This is a genomic window from Bacillus sp. JST-5 (assembly GCF_057747715.1).
In genome coordinates, this window is sequence record NZ_JBYLHW010000034.1 from 1 (window position 1) to 21,998 (window position 21,998).

Sequence of the window (21,998 nt, forward strand, 5' to 3'; positions counted from 1 at the left end):
TTAGAAAATGATGAGCAAAAAAAGACAAACCCCAACTCAAATGAAGCATTTGAGTTGGGGTTTGTCGACAGTCTGAAGTCTAAATCATCATGAATGATTTAGACTTTTTTGATTATTGATTTTCTTTTTCCCATTTGTCTACTTCTTCACGTACAATTGGGGCAACTTCTTTCCCATATAATTCGATAGCTCTCATTACGTCGTCATGTGGCATTGAACCGACTGGTACGTGTAACATAAAACGTGTTATTCCAACATTTTTTCGTAAATGTATAATTTTTTCCGCCACATATTTTGGATCACCACAATAAAGAGCACCGTTAAAGCTTCTAGCTGCATCGTAAGACTCGCGAGTATAAGGTGCCCAACCGCGTTCACGACCGATTTTATTAAGAGCATAGGCTGTGGATGGATAAAATTTTTCTGCAGCAATTTCTGTTGTTTCTGCCACAAAACCATGGGAGTGTGATGCTACAGGTAATTTGGATGGATCATGACCGGCTTTTTCAGCTGCTCGTTTATATAATTGTACTAATGGACGGAAGTTTAAAGGACTACCTCCAATAATGGCTAATACAAGTGGTAATCCTAAATATCCTGCACGTGCAACAGATTCAGGGTTTCCTCCAGAGCCTATCCAAACAGGTAATGGATTTTGAACCGCACGAGGATATATTCCTAATCCATTGATAGCTGGGCGATGTTTCCCGCTCCATGTCACTTTTTCTGATTGACAGATTTTTAATAATAAATCTAGTTTTTCTTCAAATAACTCATCATAATCTCTTAAGTTATAGCCGAATAGTGGAAATGATTCGATAAACGATCCTCTTCCAGCCATAATTTCCGCTCGACCATTTGATATCGCATCTACCGTAGCAAAATTTTGATATACACGGACGGGGTCATCCGATGATAAAACAGTTACCGCACTTGTTAATCGGATCTTTTTCGTTCTGGCTGCAGCAGCAGCTAAAATAACAGCAGGTGCCGAAGCAGCATAATCTTCCCTATGATGCTCCCCTACTCCATAAACATCTAATCCAACTTCTTCAGCAAGTACAATTTCTTCTATTACTTCGCGAATTCTTTCCGCATGGCTTTTCACGATCCCAGTTTTGGGATCTGGGGTTGTTTCAACAAACGTTGTTATTCCAAGTTCCATGTAAGGATCCTCCTAATCTTCCATTGTTATAAATGTATTTGTCATTTTCATTCGTCCGTTTTGATCAAAATAGCTTTCATCAAACGTACCTTTTGGAAAAATTAAAGTCCAAGGCATTGAAGTTTTTGGTTTGAGCTGTAATTGTGGTATTGAAATGATATTTTTCGCTAAAATTTTATTTTCTTTTAATAAGGTAATGGTTTTGTCTAATATTGAAAAATCTTCTTTCGTGCCATTATGAATAAGCACAGTCACTAACAAATCTCCTTTATGATTAATTGCTCTCCATAAAGGGGTGCAAAGTAATTCATTTTGCGGAATCATAGACTGTTGAAATGCACGTTCAATTTCGTAACGATCTTGATTGGATATCGTTTTATCCCAAGCCTCTTCAAATACTAAATTTTGCATTTACATCCCTTCTATCGTATAGGTTTACTTCCTATTTTTACATATTTTCAGGAATTTGGCTAATTATTGGTGTACATGCATTTCAATTGAATTTCCTGATGGATCTTTTGTTAACACATATGAATCTTTTTCGATTATCGTAGCTCCTAATTTTTGGATGGATTCGATGGCTTCTTTTCTAGCTTCATCCGATGGATATACGAGCTTAAACGTATGCAACCCAACACTTGTTTCAGCTGGTTTAGGAGCACCAACTCCATTCCATGTATTCAAGCCAATATGGTGGTGATACTTTCCTGTTGAGATAAATAATGCTTGTGATCCATAACGACAAACTACTTCAAAACCGAGACCATTAGTATAGAAGTTTTCAGTTTCTTTTAATTCAGATACATATAAATGAATATGGCCCATAATGGTTTCTGCTGGTAAACCTGTCCACGGCTTATTGTCATGTAATTCAAGCAATTCACGAATATTTAATGGATCTACTGCCATTTCTACTTCATTTCCACGCCATATCCATTCAGAAGGGGGGCGATCTCGATAAATTTCTATTCCGTTTCCATCTGGGTCTAATAAATATAAAGCCTCGCTCACTAAATGATCAGAGGAACCAAATGGTATGCCATTCTCAGTAAAATGATAGATAACATTCGCTAAATCGACGCGATTCGGCAATAAAAGTGCAAAATGATAGAGTCCTGTTGTTTTACCGACCTTAGGTGTAACATTTTCCGGTTGATGAAGGGTCACTAATGGATCAACGTCGTTAGCTGTCAAATGAACAACATTTCCTTCTTTTTGTAAAACTTTTAATCCAATAACATTTTCATAAAAGTATATGGATCTATCTAAATTCATGACTTTAAGATCTACTTTCTCAACATATGTGTGTGGTGGTTGATGGAAATTCATTTATTATTGCCTCCATTTCTTATACTTACCTTTTGTAAGTAACTATATTTTATTTAATTAAGTTTGTCAATTCTTACGTTTTTCTGCTTTGCCAGCTGCTATATTTTAATTTTTTTCTAGCTTTAAAAAATTAACCACCTATTCAAAAAAAAAAAGAAGCAACAGGAAACTACTATCGCTTCTTAATCACTTCATATATTTTTCTTTTCCAATCTAAAAATTGTTCCGATAATAATAATTCTTCTCTTCTTGGACGAACAAATGGAATATGAAACTCCCTAACAATAATCGCTGGTTTGTCAGAAAATACGAAGATTCGATCGGATAAAAATAACGCTTCTTCAATATTATGTGTGACCAATAATATTGTCCTCCTGTTTTCTATCCATATGGATTGCAGCCATTTTTGCATATCCTGTCTCGTAAATTCATCTAATGATGAAAATGGTTCATCTAAACAAATAATCGTTTGAGGACTTAATATACTGCGTAAAAATGATACCCGCTGTTGCATTCCACCCGATAATTCATAGGGATATGCTCGTTCATACCCTTTTAAACCAGCTCGATCTAACATAGTCATCGCTTTTTCTCGTTCGAGTGGGACTTTCGCAATTTCTTGTCCTAATAATAGATTTTCTAAAATCGTTCTCCATGGAAATAATGACGGAGTTTGTGGCATGTAACTGATTGAGCCACGCTTTCCATTAATGTTTTTACCATCTAAAATAATTTCACCTTCGTCTGGATGAATCATCCCACCAATTATTTGAAAAAGAGTACTTTTCCCACTACCTGAAGGTCCAAGAATGGAGACAAATTCACCTTCATTGACGGAAAATGTTATATCTTTTATTACATTTACATGTCCGAATGATTTTTTTACCCCTTTTAATTCTAGTTTATTCATTTCGGTTCCCTTCCTGTGGGTTTCCATTTCACTATTAGTTTTTCAATGAAAACAATGATTGAAAAGAAGATGAAACTAAGCGCCATCACAATAAAAATAGCAACAAATACACGATCCGTTCGAAATGATGAAGATGATAAAGTCATATAAAGACCTAAACCTTTATTAGCTCCTAACCATTCGGAAATGACTGCTCCCATCACACTATAAGTAGCGGATATTTTTAATCCAGAAAATATGGAAGGAAGAGCGTGAATCCTTTCCAATTTCCAAAAGATTTGCATTTTCGTTGCTCCAGCCATTCTCATATATTGCAACAAATCTCGATTCGTTTGTTTAAAACCATCCAAGGCAGCAATCGTAATTGGAAAAAAACATACAAGCGTAATCACAATGATTTTTGGTAACATACCAAATCCAAACCAGATTACAAGTAATGGTGCCAATACGATAATTGGGACGTTTTGCGATATAATTAATAATGGATAAAACATTTGTTTAAGAAATGGTATTAAATGAAGGATTGTTGCGACTAACAATCCAATCGTACTCCCGATGATCAACCCTGTGATCGATAATCGGACAGTTGGTAAAATATGGACGGAAACCGTTTCCCATCCGTTATATAGTTCATGAAAAATCGTACTTGGTGCTGGAAGGATCCATTTTTCAATATTGAAAATGGCTACACATCCTTCCCATAATAATCCGAACGAAATCACTGTTATGAAAGGAAGCCAGCTTCTTTTCATTCGATTCACCGATATTTTTCAGTTAGCTTATCCATGGAGGCACCGGATGGTTGATAGAAAATTTTAATTTGTGAAATTACACTTGGACATCCTAATTCGATCATTCGTTGATTCATTTTTTCAATGACTTTTAATAATTCGGTTAGTTCCCCTTCCATAGTTGTTTCTAACGGATTCACTTGATATTTTACTCCCGAATTTATTATTACTTGAATGGCTTCATCAATAAAAGGGATCGTGTCTTCACCATTTTTCGTTTTTGGTATGATTTGAATGCTAACTAAAGCGTTTGACATCATCTTACCTCCTAATTATTCTGGTAAAAATTCATTCGTAAATGCTTTATCAATTTCTGGTTTTTTCTCCAATAATCCATGTTCATACATCCAGTTTGTATAATTTTCCCAAACTATTAATTTTTGCTCTCCCCATCGTGGGGCATCATCTTTATACTTTGGAGAAAGCCATTTTTGGCTAGCTTTCACAAGTTTTTCATCCAGTTCAGGAACATGTTTGATGAGTATTTCTGCCGCATTATCTGGGTTGTCAATCGCAAATTCATACCCTTTAGAAACAGCTTTTAAAAATTTTCGAATCGTTTCCGGATGTTCTTGAATGTAAGATTCACTTGTTGTAATTACAGGTGTATAGTAATCGAGCTTTTCACTATAATCGGTTAAGTAAATCATGTTGATGGGTTCGTTTCTAAGTTCAGCTTCTACTCCCGTCCACCCATAGTAAATCCATGCAAAATCAATATCACGTTTAGATGCAGTGAAAAAGTCAGCGTCTCCAATATTGATGATGTTTACCTTTTCTACATCTGCGTCGACTTGTTTCATCAGTGAATCTATGACTGCTTTTTCAACAGGTGCACCCCATCCTCCATATGTTTTTCCTTCGAAATCTTTAGGTGATGTAATGTTTTTTTCTTTTAATGAGGCAAATCCTGATGTGTTATGTTGAATGATGGCTGCAATCGATACAATTGGAATGCCTTGAACTCGTGCTTCCGTAATTCCTTCTTGATAACTGATTCCAAATTCAGCCTTTTTAGAAGCAACTAAAGTATCTGCACCAGCTTCAGTTGGTAACATGATTTCCACATCTAATCCTTCTTCTTGGAAATAACCTTTTTCTTTCGCTACATATAATCCTGTATGATTCGTATTTGGTGTCCAATCAAGAACAATCCTCACTTTTTCAAGTTGGGACCTATCGTCTTGTTCTAATTGTCCATTCGTTGACGAACATCCTCCAAGCAATAAAATCGTGATGATAAGATAGAAAAACTTTTTCATGTAAAATTCCTCCTTCAACTTTTGTCAATTACTAGATTGAAGGGAACATAAAAAGCGCCCTGGTAGACACACCTAGGGCGCATATGAAGAGTCATCATATGTATTTTCTCTATGTTCCCTACGCTGGTCTTAACCAGATCAGGTTCAAAGGGTTAGTATCTTACGGATACACTCTCAACCGGCAACACCGGTTCCCCCACAACTTTTTGTATGAAGTTTTTCCTCCTTTACTATTACATATGATACATGTTTCTGCAAGACTTTTTCTATCAATCTAAAGGAAAATTTCAACGACCGGTCGAATATCCTTTTATAAGGAGGGAAAAAGAAATGAATATTTGTAAATTCTGTTCTAAAAAAATATCCCGGAGTTATTTACTATATCGTACCTTGTTTGTGAAACAATATCCCATAAAATGCCCAAATTGTCATTCAAACTTGTATTTGACGAAAAAATCTTTAAAAATTTCTTTTGGAAACATTGTTTTTTTAATTATTTCTATTATCGGTACAGCCATTTTACATTTATGGAAATACTTTGGATTTTTTTTGACCGGTTTTGTCATCTATCTATTTTTTATATACCCATCACTTATTCGTCTGACTCATGAAGAGGAAGAAATGTATTAATTTAATAGATTTTGAGTAACGCTACTTTTGAATGAGAGAAATATCACCTGTCCCTGATTTTAATTGGATTGTATATTTCCCATCCATTTGCGCAAAATGCTTGTCCAAGTTTGTTTCAATAACACCTAAACTTGTTTGAATATCAAGTTTGGCATCGATATTTTCATAACAAAGATACGTGTTAATATCTCCACTTCCACTATTGATAAAAATGTTAGATTCATGAATCATTTCAACCATCACATCGCCTGCACCTGTATGAGCAGACAAATTTCCGATGAATGATAGTAATTGTATATCTCCACTAGAATTAGATGCTTCCCCATTGACAGTCTGAATCTTTTCCCCTCTAATATCGCCGGAACTTGATTTTGTTTTCAATTCATTCGTCTGACATTGGTTGATTTCAATATCTCCAGAGGAAGACGATATTTCCACCATATCGCTATAACATTCGAATAATTCTATATCTCCTGATGCACTGAAACTATGAATATTCCCGTATAGATTCTTTCCGTTGATATCTCCAGAAGCATTTTTTAATACAATGTTTTCAGCATGTATAAAATGAATGTATTGGTCTCCGGAACTTGATTCTGATTGTAAATGATTTGAAGTAATATTTGAGATATGTAAATCTCCTGATCCGCTTTTAATATTTAGTTTTGATAGGATAAGCCCGTCCACGTCAATATCGCCAGATTTTGTTATAATTTGTATATCACTTGCTATATCTTTTGGTAAAACTATTTTTAATGTACAAGATGTAATAGAGTTTAAGAATCCTGTAAAAATAATGCTTTTTTCTAATTTTGCTTCAATCATTAAATGTTCGTCTTGAGTATTTACATATAATTCCGGTCCTTCTTCATAAGTCTCTAATATGACTTCTATTCGACTTTCTTTATGAACATATATTTCAACATCTGATATGTCGGTTTCGATTGAAAGACCCATTAATTTTTTTACTTCCACCGATTCTTTTTCAATCCGCTTTTCAATTTTTTTCTGAAAACTATCTTTAATAATTTGAAAGATTCTCGTTTTGGACATATTCAGTCACCTCTAATCTTTTTTATAAAATTATTGTAATTTTTCTAAAAGATTTGTAGTACATGCTATAGGGTGAATGACACTCCGTCTGGAGGCGGATATTTTCCATTCATCTATAACCTTTTATAAGAAATTTTTAGATTGTTCATTTAGGTCAGTATAGATAAAATGAAACTTAATGAGAAATAGATTCGTAATAACAGATAAATAGTTTATACCGATGGAAAGGGTGTTCATTTTTGGGGTTATTCATTCATATTGAGGAAGCTGGGTATGAAAAAAACGAACCGATTTTAGAAAACATTCATTTTTCCGTCAATGGTCATGAGCTCGTTGGTTTAATCGGGCCGAACGGAGCTGGAAAAAGTACAACAATTAAGGCGATTCTCGGGATATTAAAACATGTAAAAGGTGAAATTACCGTCCCTTCTTATTCTTACATTCCGGAACGTCCAATTTTTTTTGACCGACTAACTTTATGGGAGCATATTGAATTTTTGTATTCTACGTTAACTGTAAATGAGAAAGAATTTTTCAATGATGCTGAGGAATTAGTTCGTTTATTTAAGATGGATCAAGTAAAGCATCATTATCCCGATCATTTTTCCAAAGGAATGCAGCAAAAAATGATGCTCATTTTAGCATTTTTGAAAAAGCCGGATTTATATATTATTGATGAACCATTTATGGGCTTGGATCCGAAATCGGTGAAAAAATTACAACTGTTGTTGGAAGAAGAAAAACGTCGTGGAGCTGCGATATTAATGTCTACACATGTTTTAGATTCAGCGGAAAAAATGTGTGATCGATTTGTTTTTATTACCGATGGAAAATTATTGGCACAAGGAACATTGGAAGATATTCGGCAATTAAGTGGTTTAAAGGACGGTTCGTTGCTAGATTGTTTTGATATTTTAATTGAGAGTGAAGAACAATGACAGGAAGTCAGTTATTTTTGCAACGATGGAAAAATGAATGGAATTTTAAGTTTAGTATCATTCGTTCAGTGATTGATTGGACCATTTTTCTATATTTATTAATTCCAGGAATATTCTTTTTTGCGATCTTTTATAAAGAATTTTGGTTACATCCCTCCTCCTATTGGATGGATTTTATCCCATTTTGGGGCTTATTGGGAATCATGGTCATGTTAAATACAGGAGGGAATATTCGAACGTTTCAACACGAGGCAGATGCCCTTCATCTTTTACAAGAAAATCGCTTGCTTTTTACGTTAAAAACTTATGGTTTAATGACTACTCTATTAAATTCATTGATTACGACTGGAATCATCATTGGAATAGCATTACCTGTTCTTTTACATATTTATCATTTAAATCCGGTTGACATCTGTTCTTTATTTATCAATCTATTTGCGACGAAACTGTTGATCTTAACGTTAAGGAAGATGATTCATCATAAAATCATAAAACGTTTCATGATATTTATCTCAATCCTTATAATCATTTTTATTATTTATGTTCTTCCATTTTATTTAACTGGCATTATCGGGTTATTAGGTAGTATTATGTTAATATCTTTCCTTAGTTTAAAAGTAAATAAAAACCGTTATTTATTTATGAGAGAGTTGGAGATTGAACAAGAGGAACGGAACAAATATATTCAATGGATATATCAATTTTCTTCTGAAATTGAAAAAGAATCGGTTCTTTATCGAAAAAAACCGCTTTTATTGTTTAGAAACTCAGCAAGGATTTTTCAAGTAAGAAATGAAGAAACTGGGCTTCTCGAACTATTATTAAAATCATTTTTACGAAATCGGCAATATGTTATGTCCTATTATCGCATGTTAGCTATTAGTTGTGTTGCTATTTTTCTATCTCCGTTATGGATAAAATGGCTATTGTATATTGCGTATTTTTTCTTCATTGACTTTTGGATTAGTCATATTGTTAAGAAAAGTTTACACCACCCTTTTTTCAAACTGGTAACGGTAAAAGAAGATGTAAAACTTTTAGTGACTCATCGATTTCAAAAAATGGTTCGTTTACCAGGGATATTGATTATTGGTGGGCTTGTAGTTGTTTTTAGTTTGTTAAAACTGATTGAATATTTGATTTTTTAGGGTGATAAATGATGACATTTAAAGCAAAGAGAGACCGTTTCTTCATGAGTATTATTTATTTCATTATAATAATAATTTTGTTTGTGACATTTGCCCCTGTACTTATCATTGGTTATATGGAAGATAAAATAGAATTTTTGCCCCTACTTGTTTTATTTTTAATTGATTTAATAACCGTCGTGTTTATCTTGTGGATCATTTATGATATGAAATATATTTTCTATGACGATTATTTGTTCGTGAAAGGTGGACCATTTCGCAGTAAAATTCCTTATTCTAAAATTACCGGATTTCGCGAAACGAAAAACATTTGGATTGGTTATCGATTATGCTCTTCAAAAGACGCGTTAGAAATCTTTTATACAACAGGACTAATGGGAAGTGTCATTATATCACCAGAGAATAAAGAAAAATTTATGGAAGAGTTAGAAAAAAGGATGAATAAAAGCTGATCGACATTGATCAGCTTTTTGTCATTTATTCTTTTTTTGCAATTTTCTAATGAATTTGGAAGGGTTAAAAGGCTCCAGAGCCTCCACCACCTCCCCCAACTCCTCCACTTGAAGTTGAAGTCGTACTGCTTGAATAAGAAGTTAGTTTGTCCGCATGATGGAACGCATCCATTAAGTATATAGTATTGAAATACATGTATGGATGTTCTCCACTTGCATGAAGTGAAGTCCGAATACGATTCATAAACGGTTCAAAATATTTTTTAAAAGCTTTGTCTTCCACACTTATCCCATAAGCAATGAATCGAGTTTGTTCATGTCTTGGCAATCCATTCCAATCGTCTTCCGTTAAAGATGGAAATCTTTCTTTCACAAGTTTCCATTCTTCTTGGATGATTAATCCCACCTCGTTTTTCGTTACGTAAAATATCGCAAACATTAGTAAAGAAACTGCTGATATGATGGAAATCGTTAATGCAGCATAAAGTTCATACATCCCGAAAAAGATGGCTGTTACACCAATGAATATGCTTGTAATCCCTAATGCCCATCGTGTTTGCAAATGCTTATCATATAAATCTTTTTCTTTTAGTTCTATAGAAATTTCTTGTTTCCATTTGTGGATGGATTCTTGATAACTTTGAATATTTTTTTTATCTTCGAGATAGTCTTGAATATCTGTTAAGCGAAATACCTTCCCATCTCCTATTTTGTCAAATAATAACGTTAATAAAGTTTGTTCATGCATGTGGCTCGTTTGACGATGAATTAATGTAAACGTATCTTCATCCATTTGTTGAATATTTCCATTTCGAATTAGATCAAATATGGCAGCAGGAATCATACTTGCTGAAAATATTTTATTATTAGTGAAAAAAATGGTTGCTGGAATACTTAATTTTTCTTCAGGAATATAAAAATTGCGTTCGAGTAAAAATTCTCGAATCCTTTTGGCGGCAGAACGGGATGATTGGATGGCGAGTGTATAGACACCGACAACTAAAAGAATAACAATGGGAATAAACACCATACTTACATTCTTCCAAAACTGCTGCTTTTCTTGAAAATTTTTATATTCTGCCATTAACTTATTCTTTTCCGCTAGAAATTCATCACGAATCGTCCCATGGTTTTCTTTTAATTGAGAGAATAAAGAACCGTCATAAATCACTCGGATATCTCCATTTTTCCCATTTGCTACTTTCCCGAAATTGAAGCGAACTATTCCGTCTTCTTCGATTTTTTCTTTATTAAAGGCTGTATCGTAGCCAAGTGCTAGAACGTTGTCTGTTTTGCTAGGGGGATGTATTGTAATGGTTAAATTTTCATAAGTAGATTTATTTCTCTTATCAAAGAATGGCCAATAAAACTGTGCGCCATCGCTGAATTTTTCAATCGCATTTTCGATCGAATAATGAATTTCAATCGTAACCGTTTCTTCTTTACCTTTTCGATAGATTTTATATAAATCGTTTTCTTTTTCTATTTTTAATGGTTGACCATTTTCAAAAGCTTGTAAGTCTTTGATGAATGTCCCTTTTTTCGGAATAATTTCTCTTGTTATTCCGTTAAATTCACTTTCAAAATCATAAGTAAATTTCTCAATTACTTTAACGTTTCCGTTTGGCTGCAGATACGCATCAATGGTTACCTTTGAAATATCAAATTCCACGGCGTATGCTTTTATTGGAATCAAAAATAATATGAGGAAAAAAAGACATGTTAACAAGAAATTCTTCCGTTTCATATTCATCACCCTACTATTATGTACGAATATACCCTAGAAAAGTTTCCAATCATATAAGAAAAGTTTTTTTCATATTTGAGTAAGATCATTCTCAAATTAGTTTTTAGTTGATAATCTTCTCTTATTCTCCAATCAATCTATCATTTTTAATATTTCTAAGATCTAATAATATTCATACATAAATGAAACAGTAGTTTAAGAATGTTGATTATGATAGAATTTTTTTAACAGGTTATAAAGGGGGACAAGCGTTGGGGTCGTTTGTTAAATTTATTTATTATACTTGTTGTGCTCTTTTTTTCCTTATCTTTCTAAAAGTGTTAACAGAACTATTTCATTATTTGATTTCATCTGAGAACGAAATTCTTATGACTATTACTAATATTATTTCTATTATTCTTGCCATCATTTTATCGTTTACTACAGTAAACAAAATTTTCGGTGTCAAGAAAGGACAAAACGAACATCGAAAGAGCTAATTTACAAAAAAATTCCACCGCACAATCGAATGTACGGTGGAATTTATATGCAATTATCCTTCCAAATTCTTCTCCACTTCTTTTATAAACTTTCCTTTTTTCGCAAAATATTCCGGATGTGCTTTCATTAAGACCGTTTTTCTTAATAAATATAATGTGAAAGTAAATGAAAGAATACTAGTGACAATCATTACCCATTTTGGATTCAACAAGTCAAATAATAATCCATATAAGAAAATACCAAATGGTACAAGAGCGGACGAAATCGTTTCGACCGTCCCTATAATTCTTCCTCTATAATTCTCTGAGATCATTTTTAGTAATTTGACGGCTGTTGGTGTATTCATGAGAGATATAAGGCCGCCTAATAAAAATGACCATATGATGTAGTAAGGAAATAAAATAGGATTCGGGAAAGTATAAAATAACGGAATAATCATTACCGTAAATTGAATGCTTAACAATAAAATTGTTTTTTTAGCAAGAATAAATGGATACTCAAATTCTTTTCTTATTGATAAATAAAGCGCCGTTAAAATCATTCCAACTGAAAAAGATGATTGTACAATTCCATATTGATAACTGCTTAATTGAAGTTCATTCACTAAAATGAATGGCATTCCAACTTGAATAGATGTGAAGAAAAAGCTTATAAAAATAGATGTAGATGCTAGACTGATCAGCAATACATTCTTTTTTACATAATGGAAGCTATCAATGAAATTCGAAATAAATCCTTTCTTTTGTGAATCTTGTTTAGTTTTTTTCTCAACATTAGAATTCACATGAAAGTCTAAGGATAAATCGAGAATCAAAGCAATGGTATAACAGATGATGAATAAAATTAAAAATGCATTTAACGGGAAATACGCATATAAAATTCCTCCGATTACAGGTCCTAGAATACTACCAATATTTTTGGATGCATCGCTTAAGGCAAATGCTTTTTGTGTACGCTTTTCATCTATTAAATTCATGACTGACGATGTAAAGGTAACGGAATTAAATAAAGAGGCGATCGATAACAGAATCGTTGTTAAATATATGAATGTGATTGTTATTTGATCGAAAAAACTAGCTGTTAATAGTCCTAGTACAGAAAGAAGAGAGAGAAGTTGAGATAAAACAATAATCAACTTTTTAGAATATAGATCAGCGGCATAGCCTGCGTATGGGGAGAGAATAATCCTCGGCACACTACTACATAAAAAATTGATCGCAAAGTTCGTCGCAGATCCAGTTATTGTTAATACATATAAACTGATCCCAAATGAATAAGTACTCCATCCCATATTTGAAATAATCTTACTTATTACAAACGTAATTAAATTATACGTAGCTCTTTTATAAGTTTGATCATTCATATTTTCACCATACCCCGTTCAAATAGAAAATATTTTAACTATGTAAGGTCTTGGTGGATATTTTTAAAATAACATAACCATTTTTTACTATCAATAGGATTAAATGGGTATATTAGATTGATTGATAAAAAGCTTCATCATAATAGTTAAAATGCGTGCTTGAGTATAAAATCTCAAACACGCATAAATGATTAATGAAATTTATGATTTTTAATATAAGTATAATAACTGCTAACGCTTACCTTTAGAGTTTTGCACATAAGGGAAATCGGATAAGTTTGCCTTTCACGATGAATCCATTCATATTTTAATGATTTTTGACGAACTCTTTGAACTTTTTTAAGATCTCGTTCTCCTTTTTCAATCGTTGGATTTCACGTTCCATTGATTTGATTTGTTCTTTGTAATCATCAATCGTTTGAAATTGAATCCGATGATCAATCAGTCCTTTTTTTCCCTCTTTCTCAAACTTATGCATCCATTTGTAAATTGTATCTCGATGGACATGTAGTTCTTTAGCAACTTTTGAAACTGGTTGATGTTCGTCAAGAATCTTATGAATGGCTTCTAATTTTTCATCTAACGTATGATGGGTTGACAAGAAATTGACCTCCACTGAATTAATAGTATTTTTTAAAATAATTACCATAATCATCAATGATTAGCAATTATTTTGCTCTAGAGATTTTTACTTATAATTAATTTCATCACTTCGGATGTTCCACCATAGATTCGTTGAACACGTGCATCAATGTAAGCACGTGAAACTGGATATTCAACCATATAACCATAACCACCATGGAGCTGAAGACATTGGTCGATTAACTTCCCTTGTGCTTCTGTACAAGAGAGTTTAGCCATGCTAGCTGTTACAGTATCTAATTTGTCTTCCATCATTAGTTCAATACATTCATTTACAAATGATCGGTGAATTCTTGTCAATGTTTTTAATTCGGCTAACACAAACTTCGTATTTTGAAATTGGTCTAGAGTTTTTCCAAACAATTCTCTTTCCTTAACATATTGAATAGTTCTCTCTAAAATCCCTTCCATTGAACCAACAGCACTAACCGCTAATATTAATCGTTCTCTTGGGAGTTCATTCATTAAATATTCAAATCCTCTATTTTTTTCTCCTAAAATAGCAGATTCTGATAACACAATATCTTCGAAAAATAATTCTGAGGTATCACATGCGTGAAGACCGATTTTTTCTAGATTTTTTCCTCGATTAAAGCCTTCTAGTTTTGTATCAACAAGAAATAATGAAATGCCTTTTGAAGGTTTTTGCTGAAAGTCTGTTCTGGCTGCAACAATTAAAAAGTCACATTGCTGTCCATTTGTAATAAATGTTTTTTGACCGTTTAATATATATTTCTTTTTTTCGTCATCGTACTTCGCATGCGTTTTGATTCCTTGAAGATCACTTCCAGCATGTGGCTCTGTCATGGCAATGGCTCCAATTAGCTCCCCTTTAGCCATTTTCGGTAAATAATATGATTTTTGCTCTTCAGTGCCATAGTTATGGATATAGTGAGCAACAATTTGGTCATGTACAGCTAAGTTTGCTGCTAAAGAATTGAAATTCATTTTGCTTAATTCTTCGACAATCACGGCAGAAAATAGGTATGGAGCTCCTAATCCTCCATACTTTTCCGGAATATCAATTAATAAAAAACCATTATTACCAAGTTTTTTCCATATTTCTTTTGGGATAATTCCATCTTTTTCCCATTGGGAATAATAAGGTTCGATTTCTGCTTTTGCAAATTCTCGAACACTGCTTCTTAACATGAGTATTTCATTACTGTTCAATAATTCTTTTATACTCACTCCACGTCCTCCTTAACTGTTTCCAGTTATTCATCAATCCTTGTTTTTGCCCTTTCAAATTCTTCTTTCAATTCTGCGACAATTTCTTCGATTGTTTGGATTTTCTTTACTGATCCAACACCATGACCAGCACTCCAAAAATCACGCCATGCTCTTAATTCTGATTGATTGCGTAAGTCTATTTTTTCCCCTTTTTTTAATTTTTCTAGATTCATTCCTGCCTTTAATAAACTTGGAATTAGAAAGTTTGCATGAATTCCGCTAATGGACGGAGTGTACATAATATCTTCAATTGTAGCGTCTATGACCATTTCTTTGTAATCTTTAGAGGCTGCACTTTCTTCAGAAGCAATAAATCTAGTACCCATATAAACGAGGTCAGCGCCTAAAATTTTCGCTGCAAGGATATCTTCTCCTTTAGAAATGGCTCCACCTAATATGATTGGCCCGTTCCAAAACTTTCTCACTTCATGATAAAAAGCAAAAGGATGAAGGGTTCCCCCATGTCCTCCGGCACCATTTGTAATTAATATTAAACCGTCTGTTCCTTTTTCAATCGCTTTTTTAGCAAACGATGGATTAATGACGTCGGATAATACCATTCCACCATAGGAATGTACAATTTTCACGACTGGACTAGGATCTCCTAAAGAGGTAATAACAATTGGGGGCTGATGTTTTTCAATTAGTCGTAAATCTTCCTCATACCTTTTATTATGTGGTTTATGACATATAAAATTGACTGCCCATGGGGCGATTTTTTTATTAGGATGTTGTCGTTTGCTTAATTCTAATTTCTCTCGAATTATTCCCATCCACTCGTCTAAAATTTCCTTTGTTCTTGCATTCAAAACGGGGAAGGATCCAATAATTCCAGATTCACAAGCTTGAATGACCATTGCAGGGTTTGAGATTAAAAACATTGGTGCCATGATGACAGGCAATTCTAATGAATGTTTCCATTTATGTAGTACGTCCATTTTTCTCATTCCTTTTTAATATTTTCTCATTATGTTCTCCTAGTTTAGGAGCTTTTGATTTTATTAATGGTTTTGAATGTTGTAATTTGATTGGATTGGCTATCGTAGTAATTCCATTAATCGATTGAAAGATCTCTCGACATTGAATATGTGGGTCCTTTATTAACTCTTCCAAATTAACAAGCGGAGTCACACAACAATCTTCCTCTTGAAAAATTTTCTTCCATTCCTCTATCGTATTTTTATACAGAATGGATTGAATTTCTTGTATTAATGTTTTTTGTCTTTCTATCGGTGCATAAAGTAAAGGAATCAAATCGGGTCGACTTATGGTCCTGCAAAACTTTTCCCAAAATTTTGGTTCCATGGCACAAACAGAAAGATATCGACCATCTTTTGTTTCGTAAATTTGATAACAAGCATAACCTCCATTTAATAGTTCTTCTTCTTGTTCTACTTTTTCTCCAACTAAAAACTTTGGAAGATTTAATGGTAAAAGCGATAATACTCCGTCTAACATCGATATATCGATGAATTCGCCTTTTTTTGTTTTTTCTCGATTCAATAAGGCTAGTAAAATACCAACAATTGCCGGATAAGCACCGCCAGCTAGATCAGCAATTTGAATGGCGTGTATATCCGGTTTTTCTCCTTTTTTCCCCATCATTGATAGAGCACCAGATTGACTTAAAAAGTTTAGATCATGCCCAGCATTATTTTTGTACGGCCCAGTCTGACCATAACCCGTAATGGAACAATAAATCAGTCTAGGGTTTACAGTTTTTAAAGTTTCATAATCTAAATTCAGCCGTTTCATTACATCAGGGCGGAAGGATTCAACAAGGACGTCTGCAGATTGAACTAAGGAGAGAAATTGAAGATAATCCTCTTTAATTTTTAAATCTAACGTCACACTTTTCTTATTCCGGTTTAATGTGTGAAAATAAGCACTCATCCCTTCTGAAAGAGGATCAAAATAACGTAAATAATCTCCCTTCTTCGGATCTTCAATTTTAATTACTTCTGCTCCGAAATCAGCAAGGATCATTGTACAGAAAGGGCCGGGCAATAATCGAGTTAAGTCTAGCACTCTAATATTCTCGAGAGGATATGACAAAATCTTTTCCTCCTTATACATCTTCTAATCTTTCAATAATGGTTGCATTCGCCGTACCGTGTCCTTCACACATCGTTTGTAACCCATACTTTCCACCAGTTCTTTCTAATTCATGCATAAGTGTAACCATAAGTCTAGCACCACTCGCCCCAAGTGGATGTCCGAGTGAAATGGCTCCTCCATTTGGATTCAATTTGTTTGGATCTGCACCTGTTTCTTTTAACCAAGCTAGTGGCACACTGGCAAAAGCTTCATTCACTTCGAAAACGTCAATATCTGAAATTTTTAACCCGGCTCGTTTCAAAACGTCTTCTGTAGCAGGTATGGGACCTAATAACATTAGTGTTGGATCTGACCCAACAACACTTCTAGCAACTATTCGAAATCTTGGTTTGAGACCTAACTCACGGGCTTTCTCTCGTGACATAATGAGTACAGCTGCTGCCCCATCACTGATTTGGCTAGAATTCCCTGCTGTAATTTTTCCTGATTCCTGAAAAGCCGGTTTTAATTCAGCTAATTTGGTTAAATTGGTGTCTTCACGTGGACATTCATCCTTTGAAAAAAGTTCAAACGTACCCTCTTCTTTTTGGATGTTTACCGGTACAATTTCACATTCGAAATGTCCATTTTTTTGTGCATTCAAAGATTTTTCATGACTTTGAAGGGAAAATTCATCCATTTGCGCTCGAGAAAATGAATAAAGATTGGCAATGCGTTCAGCGGAAATTCCTTGATGAATCATTTCATACTTTTTCGTTAATTGTTGACTAAAGGTTACATCTTTGCGATTGGAATACATAGGAACTCTTGACATACTTTCAATACCAGCAGCAATTACCACATCCATATCACCGCTGATGATTGCTTGAGCAGCAAAATGAATCGCTTGTTGACTGGAACCACATTGACGATCAATCGTTGTTCCAGGTACTGTAATTGGATAACCAGCTATTAATGCCGCTTGACGGGCAATATTAAACGATTGTTCTCCATATTGTGTGACACAACCCATAATGACATCATCAATGATGGATGGATGAATATTGGTTCTTTTTACTAACTCTGCAAGAGGGATAGAGGCTAAATCTTCTGCGCGGATGTTGCTTAACGATCCATTCTTTTTTCCAATGGGCGTTCTTACACCTTCAACAATCACGGCTTCTCTCATCTTTTCATCCTCGCTTTTATTATTTTGGTTGCATACGGATCGCTCCGTCTAAACGAATCGTTTCACCGTTTAACATTGGATTTTCTATGATACTTTTAACTAATTGAGCATATTCACTAGGTCGACCTAATCTTGATGGAAACGGTGTCATTTCTCCTAATGCTTTTTTTGCTTTCTCTGGTAATGAATTAAAAAGTGGAGTTTCAAATAAACCAGGGGCAATTGTCATGACACGAATTCCTAAGTTTGATAAATCCCTTGCTATTGGAAGCGTCATTCCTACAATTCCTGCTTTTGAGGCACTATAAGCAGCTTGGCCGATTTGTCCATCGAAGGCAGCAACCGATGCTGTATTAATGATGACCCCTCGTTCAAGATCAGAATTCGGTTCATTTTCCGCCATTTTCTCAACAGCAAGTCGAATGACGTTAAATGTCCCTATGAGATTCACTTCAATCACTTTTGCAAACGATTGCAACGAATGGGCCCCTTTTTTTCCTAACGTTTTCTCTGCAATGGCAATACCTGCACAGTTTACAACAATTTCTATGTGACCAAATGTTTCTATCGTTTTTCCAATAGCAGACTGTACATCTTCTTCATCAGCTACATTCGTTTTAATAAACAGCAAATTATCTCCTAATTCTAGCTGAAGTTTGTTCCCTTTTTCTTCAGAAAGATCAAAGATGGCAGCTTTTCCTCCATGATTAACAATCATTTGTGCGGTTGCTTCTCCTAGACCAGATGCACCCCCAGTAATAATTGCCACACTATTCTCGACCTTCATCCAAACCTCTTCCTCCTTTGATAAATAGTTATTGTATTGGTTGATAGAACATGCGCATTAAATATTCAGAAATGGTTTCTGCCATTTCTTTTATAGACTTTGTACCATTAGGAGAATACCATTGAAGTACTTGATTCATGGCTCCTAAAATTAAGTTTCTTGCGATTTTAATATTCAAAGGATAGAAATAATTTTGCTGTATGCCTTCTTGGATCAACTTGTCGTAAAAGGCGCTATATTTATCCATGAGTTGTAATAAGGTGGATTGTTGTTCGTCCGTGAAGTAAATTTCAGGTTTCACCATTAATTCAAAGCTAGCACGAGTCTGGAGGATATATTCAATATGAGTGGTAATTGCACATCTTAATTTTTCGTCGGCGGGAAGCTCTTGTTGGAGAATTTCTTGCATGTATTGATTACATTTAGAAAGAAGCATTTGTTGCATCTGGAACAGTAGGTCTTGTTTATCTTTGAAGTAGTAATAAACGGAGCCTTTAGTCATGAACAGTTTTGCTGCGATGTCTTCCATTGTCGCCCCGCTATACCCTTTTTCTGCGAATACTTCAATAGCTGCTTGAATCATCTCCTCCTTTTTTTTGTCAAGTCTTTGTTTTCGGAATGACATCATCATCCCATCCTTTTCTAATAGTTGCTTCTTATAGTTTTAAAATAATATTTAAATTTTGAACGTGTGTTCAAAAATATTATCGCAAATCGAAAATTATTTGTAAACAATATTCAGAAAACATTAAAAGTTTTTAATATTTTTGTTGTATTAACGAATCTTTATATGTTTTAAACCATGTTAAATGAAAGTGATACAGTTAAAACGATTTACGGAAAATATAATTAAAAAAACCCCTATCCTTTTTCAGGTTTACAGGGTTTAGTGATAAAGTTTACTATTTTTTTATATTTGATTGGTTTACATTTATTCATTTTCACCTGCTGTTTGGATGATCTGTTCGCGTTGATTTCTTAAGTTAAGTAATCGTTTGTCTAATTCTTGCTTTTGCCAATTTATATCGTTTAAAACATTAGTTACTTTATAAGAAGTTTTATTAATATTATCAATGGTTTTGTTAATTTTATTATGAATGGACCAATCAACAAAAATATTGTCAAAGAAATAATCGGCAAACGTTAAAAAAGACCCAATTTCTAATGGGTTGTCCATATAAATTTTAATGTCATTAAGTTCAACTTTAAATTGATCTAAAGCATGTTGAAGTTGTTGAATAATTGATCTAGCATCATCAATTTTTCCGTGTTTGATAGATGTTGTAATCAGTCCTCCTCCAAACATATCTAATGTGGACCAACTGCTAGTACTTTCTAATTTTGCTCTTGCTTTTTCGATTAATTTTTTTACTTTATTTCCAACGCCAATTGCCTCATCAAATTCTTTTATTTGTATAAGAAGTTCTGTTTCCTCATTATAAAGCCTATCTAATTCTTCCGACCATTTCGGATTGTACATATATAATTTTTGTTCTTTTTCTTTTAATAAATTTTCATATTCTTCTTCAATAAAAGATACAGATTGTAATTTCTCCTTATATTCTTCCATTTCTTTTTTTAATTCTTCTATTTCTCTTGTTTTAGCTTCATATTTAAATTTTGCTTTTATTTCTTCTTGTTGTTCTTGATCGAGTTTTTCTAACTTACGTCCTGTTATAGTGTAAAAGAAGTTTGACAAACTGATGGATTCTAATTTTTCTACATCTCTTTTTTCTTTTAACCATTGATATTTTAATTGTTTCACTTCTACCATTCGTTGATCATAAATCAATTGTAATTCGGTTAAATGCTGCTCCCATTTTTTCTTATATCTTAATTTTTCTCGGACATCTCTCAATTTTTTATTGATGTCTTTAAACATAACCCATCCCCCCAGATTTTTTCACCTACCCTTGTTATTTAATATTTTTACGTAAATAGAACAGAAAAAGTTTCGCTAATAAAATCTGATTAACTATTCGCTTTTATTTCATTTTCTTACTCTTTAATTTCTAAATTCCATTTATCTCGTGTACTATACAAAATTTCGCGTACTAATTTTGAAAAGGAATCTTTATTTTGAATGATTTCTTGTTCTAACTCTTTTAAATCTGTTTTTAATTTTTGAACTACCTATTTTTTTTCGATAGATAAATATTCGTATATTTTCTCATGAATTATCAATTTTTTCTGTCCATCACTTCTCGTTTGAAAAATCATTTATCATTGCTATTTGCAAATTTCTTCTAAATGGCACATCAATACATGTTTTATCTTTTTTTCTGTAAGTCTCTCTGGGTCTATAATGGCATGAATGGCTAGTCCATCAATTAAAGCGTATAATCGCTCAATCTCAACATCTTTGTCTAACTCTTCCTTTAACATATTTTCAGCTTCGAGAAATGCCATAAGACGAGTAATTCCTTCAAAAATTCCGTCTTGATTTTGTAAAGAATTTTGTCCTTTAAAATATAAAATGAATTCAAGCCAAACTTCCATTTCTATTTTCTTAATGTCATTTGTAGGGAGAAGCTCCAATAACATTTGGATTATTTTTTCCTTTGGTGGCAAGTTACTTAAAGCAATATTTAACACTCTTTTCTTCACTCGTTCTTTTACAAGTTCCATCGCATAAATAAGCAAGTCTTCATGGGAAGAAAAATAATATCTTAATGCCCCTAAAGATAAGCCTGCTTCTTTTGCTATATTTCTAACCGTCGCTCCTTTCATTCCTTGCTTTAAGATCACTCGCCAAGCAGCTTCTGCAATAATTTCTTTTCTTTTTTCATGGTCAACGATTTTTGGCATATTACCATTTTATCAAAAAATATTAAAAAATACA

General features: G+C 33.4%; 23 protein-coding genes and 1 riboswitch. Of the genes, 4 read left to right on the forward strand and 19 right to left on the reverse strand.

Annotated elements, in window-relative coordinates:
- Positions 1–112: 112 nt before the first annotated feature.
- From AC3ASS_RS08405 to AC3ASS_RS08440, 8 genes are all read right to left on the reverse strand, one after another.
- Positions 113–1,165 (reverse strand): LLM class flavin-dependent oxidoreductase, encoded by a 1,053-nt coding sequence (locus AC3ASS_RS08405; protein WP_488283077.1) that lies wholly within the window; start codon positions 1,163–1,165, stop codon positions 113–115.
- 12 nt (positions 1,166–1,177) lie between these two features.
- The gene (locus AC3ASS_RS08410) at positions 1,178–1,576 is read right to left on the reverse strand and encodes an SLAP domain-containing protein (protein WP_488283078.1); all 399 of its coding nucleotides are present in this window, start codon (positions 1,574–1,576) and stop codon (positions 1,178–1,180) included.
- Between the two features lie 63 nt (positions 1,577–1,639).
- Positions 1,640–2,494, reverse strand: coding sequence for a VOC family protein (locus tag AC3ASS_RS08415; protein WP_488283079.1), 855 nt, complete (start codon positions 2,492–2,494; stop codon positions 1,640–1,642).
- A 172-nt stretch (positions 2,495–2,666) separates the two neighbouring features.
- Positions 2,667–3,404 carry an ABC transporter ATP-binding protein gene (locus AC3ASS_RS08420; RefSeq protein ID WP_488283080.1) on the reverse strand — a complete coding sequence of 246 codons (738 nt, stop codon included), beginning with the start codon at positions 3,402–3,404 and terminating at the stop codon, positions 2,667–2,669.
- Positions 3,401–4,156: an ABC transporter permease gene (locus AC3ASS_RS08425; protein WP_488283081.1), complete on the reverse strand. Its 756-nt coding sequence runs from the start codon at positions 4,154–4,156 to the stop codon at positions 3,401–3,403. The genes AC3ASS_RS08420 and AC3ASS_RS08425 overlap by 4 nt, the downstream gene beginning before the upstream one ends.
- Positions 4,157–4,161: 5 nt before the next feature.
- On the reverse strand, positions 4,162–4,452 hold the full coding sequence (locus tag AC3ASS_RS08430) for a thiamine-binding protein (RefSeq protein WP_488283082.1): 291 nt from the start codon (positions 4,450–4,452) through the stop codon (positions 4,162–4,164).
- A gap of 15 nt (positions 4,453–4,467) precedes the next feature.
- Complete coding sequence (locus AC3ASS_RS08435) at positions 4,468–5,457, reverse strand: ABC transporter substrate-binding protein (protein ID WP_488283083.1); 990 nt, start codon at positions 5,455–5,457, stop codon at positions 4,468–4,470.
- Positions 5,458–5,555: 98 nt separating this feature from the next.
- A riboswitch (TPP riboswitch) is annotated at positions 5,556–5,665 on the reverse strand.
- A 443-nt stretch (positions 5,666–6,108) separates the two neighbouring features.
- The gene (locus AC3ASS_RS08440) at positions 6,109–7,140 is read right to left on the reverse strand and encodes a DUF4097 family beta strand repeat-containing protein (protein WP_488283084.1); all 1,032 of its coding nucleotides are present in this window, start codon (positions 7,138–7,140) and stop codon (positions 6,109–6,111) included.
- A gap of 239 nt (positions 7,141–7,379) precedes the next feature.
- Between AC3ASS_RS08440 and AC3ASS_RS08445 the strand changes: the two genes are divergently transcribed.
- The 3 genes from AC3ASS_RS08445 to AC3ASS_RS08455 are packed head-to-tail and all read left to right on the forward strand — an operon-like array spanning position 7,380 to position 9,678.
- The gene (locus AC3ASS_RS08445) at positions 7,380–8,078 is read left to right on the forward strand and encodes an ABC transporter ATP-binding protein (RefSeq protein ID WP_488283085.1); all 699 of its coding nucleotides are present in this window, start codon (positions 7,380–7,382) and stop codon (positions 8,076–8,078) included.
- On the forward strand, positions 8,075–9,226 hold the full coding sequence (locus AC3ASS_RS08450) for an ABC transporter permease (RefSeq protein WP_488283086.1): 1,152 nt from the start codon (positions 8,075–8,077) through the stop codon (positions 9,224–9,226). The genes AC3ASS_RS08445 and AC3ASS_RS08450 overlap by 4 nt, the downstream gene beginning before the upstream one ends.
- Before the next feature lie 11 nt (positions 9,227–9,237).
- The gene (locus AC3ASS_RS08455; RefSeq protein WP_488283087.1) at positions 9,238–9,678 is read left to right on the forward strand and encodes a PH domain-containing protein; all 441 of its coding nucleotides are present in this window, start codon (positions 9,238–9,240) and stop codon (positions 9,676–9,678) included.
- Between the two features lie 64 nt (positions 9,679–9,742).
- Here the strand turns inward: AC3ASS_RS08455 and AC3ASS_RS08460 are convergent, their stop codons facing one another.
- Complete coding sequence (locus AC3ASS_RS08460; protein ID WP_488283088.1) at positions 9,743–11,425, reverse strand: DUF2207 domain-containing protein; 1,683 nt, start codon at positions 11,423–11,425, stop codon at positions 9,743–9,745.
- Between the two features lie 251 nt (positions 11,426–11,676).
- Between AC3ASS_RS08460 and AC3ASS_RS08465 the strand changes: the two genes are divergently transcribed.
- Complete coding sequence (locus AC3ASS_RS08465) at positions 11,677–11,904, forward strand: hypothetical protein (protein ID WP_488283089.1); 228 nt, start codon at positions 11,677–11,679, stop codon at positions 11,902–11,904.
- A gap of 53 nt (positions 11,905–11,957) precedes the next feature.
- Here AC3ASS_RS08465 and AC3ASS_RS08470 read toward each other — a convergent pair whose 3' ends face one another.
- The 10 genes from AC3ASS_RS08470 to AC3ASS_RS08515 all read right to left on the reverse strand — a co-directional run bounded on the left by AC3ASS_RS08470 (position 11,958) and on the right by AC3ASS_RS08515 (position 21,964).
- On the reverse strand, positions 11,958–13,268 hold the full coding sequence (locus tag AC3ASS_RS08470; RefSeq protein WP_488283090.1) for an MFS transporter: 1,311 nt from the start codon (positions 13,266–13,268) through the stop codon (positions 11,958–11,960).
- A 307-nt stretch (positions 13,269–13,575) separates the two neighbouring features.
- The gene (locus AC3ASS_RS08475) at positions 13,576–13,869 is read right to left on the reverse strand and encodes a transposase (protein WP_488283091.1); all 294 of its coding nucleotides are present in this window, start codon (positions 13,867–13,869) and stop codon (positions 13,576–13,578) included.
- A gap of 77 nt (positions 13,870–13,946) precedes the next feature.
- Positions 13,947–15,101, reverse strand: a complete 1,155-nt coding sequence (locus tag AC3ASS_RS08480) for an acyl-CoA dehydrogenase family protein (RefSeq protein ID WP_488283092.1) — start codon at positions 15,099–15,101, stop codon at positions 13,947–13,949.
- A gap of 26 nt (positions 15,102–15,127) precedes the next feature.
- Positions 15,128–16,090 (reverse strand): NAD(P)H-dependent flavin oxidoreductase, encoded by a 963-nt coding sequence (locus AC3ASS_RS08485; protein WP_488283093.1) that lies wholly within the window; start codon positions 16,088–16,090, stop codon positions 15,128–15,130.
- Positions 16,065–17,198 carry a CaiB/BaiF CoA transferase family protein gene (locus AC3ASS_RS08490; protein WP_488283094.1) on the reverse strand — a complete coding sequence of 378 codons (1,134 nt, stop codon included), beginning with the start codon at positions 17,196–17,198 and terminating at the stop codon, positions 16,065–16,067. The genes AC3ASS_RS08485 and AC3ASS_RS08490 overlap by 26 nt, the downstream gene beginning before the upstream one ends.
- Positions 17,199–17,211: 13 nt before the next feature.
- Positions 17,212–18,369, reverse strand: a complete 1,158-nt coding sequence (locus tag AC3ASS_RS08495; protein ID WP_488283095.1) for a thiolase family protein — start codon at positions 18,367–18,369, stop codon at positions 17,212–17,214.
- A 19-nt stretch (positions 18,370–18,388) separates the two neighbouring features.
- Positions 18,389–19,156, reverse strand: coding sequence for a 3-hydroxyacyl-CoA dehydrogenase (locus AC3ASS_RS08500; protein WP_488283096.1), 768 nt, complete (start codon positions 19,154–19,156; stop codon positions 18,389–18,391).
- Between the two features lie 28 nt (positions 19,157–19,184).
- Positions 19,185–19,781 (reverse strand): TetR/AcrR family transcriptional regulator, encoded by a 597-nt coding sequence (locus tag AC3ASS_RS08505; protein WP_488283097.1) that lies wholly within the window; start codon positions 19,779–19,781, stop codon positions 19,185–19,187.
- Between the two features lie 306 nt (positions 19,782–20,087).
- The gene (locus AC3ASS_RS08510) at positions 20,088–21,038 is read right to left on the reverse strand and encodes a hypothetical protein (RefSeq protein ID WP_488283098.1); all 951 of its coding nucleotides are present in this window, start codon (positions 21,036–21,038) and stop codon (positions 20,088–20,090) included.
- Positions 21,039–21,385: 347 nt separating this feature from the next.
- Positions 21,386–21,964: a TetR/AcrR family transcriptional regulator gene (locus tag AC3ASS_RS08515; RefSeq protein ID WP_488283099.1), complete on the reverse strand. Its 579-nt coding sequence runs from the start codon at positions 21,962–21,964 to the stop codon at positions 21,386–21,388.
- Between the last annotated feature and the right edge of the window lie 34 nt (positions 21,965–21,998).

What these genes read in the sequence shown, in the direction of transcription:
- AC3ASS_RS08405 (WP_488283077.1), bottom strand. Translation starts at nt 1,165, where the DNA reads ATGGAACTTGGAATAACAACGTTTGTTGAAACAACCCCAGATCCCAAA.
- AC3ASS_RS08410 (WP_488283078.1), bottom strand. Translation starts at nt 1,576, where the DNA reads ATGCAAAATTTAGTATTTGAAGAGGCTTGGGATAAAACGATATCCAAT.
- AC3ASS_RS08415 (WP_488283079.1), bottom strand. Translation starts at nt 2,494, where the DNA reads ATGAATTTCCATCAACCACCACACACATATGTTGAGAAAGTAGATCTT.
- AC3ASS_RS08420 (WP_488283080.1), bottom strand. Translation starts at nt 3,404, where the DNA reads ATGAATAAACTAGAATTAAAAGGGGTAAAAAAATCATTCGGACATGTA.
- AC3ASS_RS08425 (WP_488283081.1), bottom strand. Translation starts at nt 4,156, where the DNA reads ATGAAAAGAAGCTGGCTTCCTTTCATAACAGTGATTTCGTTCGGATTA.
- AC3ASS_RS08430 (WP_488283082.1), bottom strand. Translation starts at nt 4,452, where the DNA reads ATGTCAAACGCTTTAGTTAGCATTCAAATCATACCAAAAACGAAAAAT.
- AC3ASS_RS08435 (WP_488283083.1), bottom strand. Translation starts at nt 5,457, where the DNA reads ATGAAAAAGTTTTTCTATCTTATCATCACGATTTTATTGCTTGGAGGA.
- AC3ASS_RS08440 (WP_488283084.1), bottom strand. Translation starts at nt 7,140, where the DNA reads ATGTCCAAAACGAGAATCTTTCAAATTATTAAAGATAGTTTTCAGAAA.
- AC3ASS_RS08450 (WP_488283086.1), top strand. Translation starts at nt 8,075, where the DNA reads ATGACAGGAAGTCAGTTATTTTTGCAACGATGGAAAAATGAATGGAAT.
- AC3ASS_RS08455 (WP_488283087.1), top strand. Translation starts at nt 9,238, where the DNA reads ATGACATTTAAAGCAAAGAGAGACCGTTTCTTCATGAGTATTATTTAT.
- AC3ASS_RS08460 (WP_488283088.1), bottom strand. Translation starts at nt 11,425, where the DNA reads ATGAAACGGAAGAATTTCTTGTTAACATGTCTTTTTTTCCTCATATTA.
- AC3ASS_RS08470 (WP_488283090.1), bottom strand. Translation starts at nt 13,268, where the DNA reads ATGAATGATCAAACTTATAAAAGAGCTACGTATAATTTAATTACGTTT.
- AC3ASS_RS08485 (WP_488283093.1), bottom strand. Translation starts at nt 16,090, where the DNA reads ATGAGAAAAATGGACGTACTACATAAATGGAAACATTCATTAGAATTG.
- AC3ASS_RS08495 (WP_488283095.1), bottom strand. Translation starts at nt 18,369, where the DNA reads ATGAGAGAAGCCGTGATTGTTGAAGGTGTAAGAACGCCCATTGGAAAA.
- AC3ASS_RS08500 (WP_488283096.1), bottom strand. Translation starts at nt 19,156, where the DNA reads ATGAAGGTCGAGAATAGTGTGGCAATTATTACTGGGGGTGCATCTGGT.
- AC3ASS_RS08505 (WP_488283097.1), bottom strand. Translation starts at nt 19,781, where the DNA reads ATGTCATTCCGAAAACAAAGACTTGACAAAAAAAAGGAGGAGATGATT.
- AC3ASS_RS08510 (WP_488283098.1), bottom strand. Translation starts at nt 21,038, where the DNA reads ATGTTTAAAGACATCAATAAAAAATTGAGAGATGTCCGAGAAAAATTA.
- AC3ASS_RS08515 (WP_488283099.1), bottom strand. Translation starts at nt 21,964, where the DNA reads ATGCCAAAAATCGTTGACCATGAAAAAAGAAAAGAAATTATTGCAGAA.